The 207-nt window shown below is 51.7% G+C and carries 1 protein-coding gene; it reads right to left on the minus strand.

Translation table 11 applies throughout. The annotated features are described in order from the left end of the window. Positions 1-207: transposase (locus ACLD9W_RS12715; RefSeq protein WP_410842322.1), on the minus strand; the 207-nt coding region annotated here is incomplete at both ends.

Here is a 207-nt window from a genome sequence, read left to right on the forward strand (position 1 = left end):
GCTCTGTTCGACCACATAACGGGTCTTCGACAAATAGCGGTTACGTTTGGTTTGCGCTTCCGTCAGCGGACGGTTGCGGTGGGCTTTGCGCATAATGCCGTCCAGCAACCGATGCTCTTTCAGATGTTGTCGGTTTTCCTTACTGTCATAGCCTTTATCGGTATAGACGGTCGTACCTTCGGCAATACCTTCCAACAAAGGCGACAG

The sequence above is a fragment of the Neisseria sp. WLZKY-1 genome (genome assembly GCF_046546535.1).
Classification (GTDB): domain Bacteria; phylum Pseudomonadota; class Gammaproteobacteria; order Burkholderiales; family Neisseriaceae; genus Neisseria.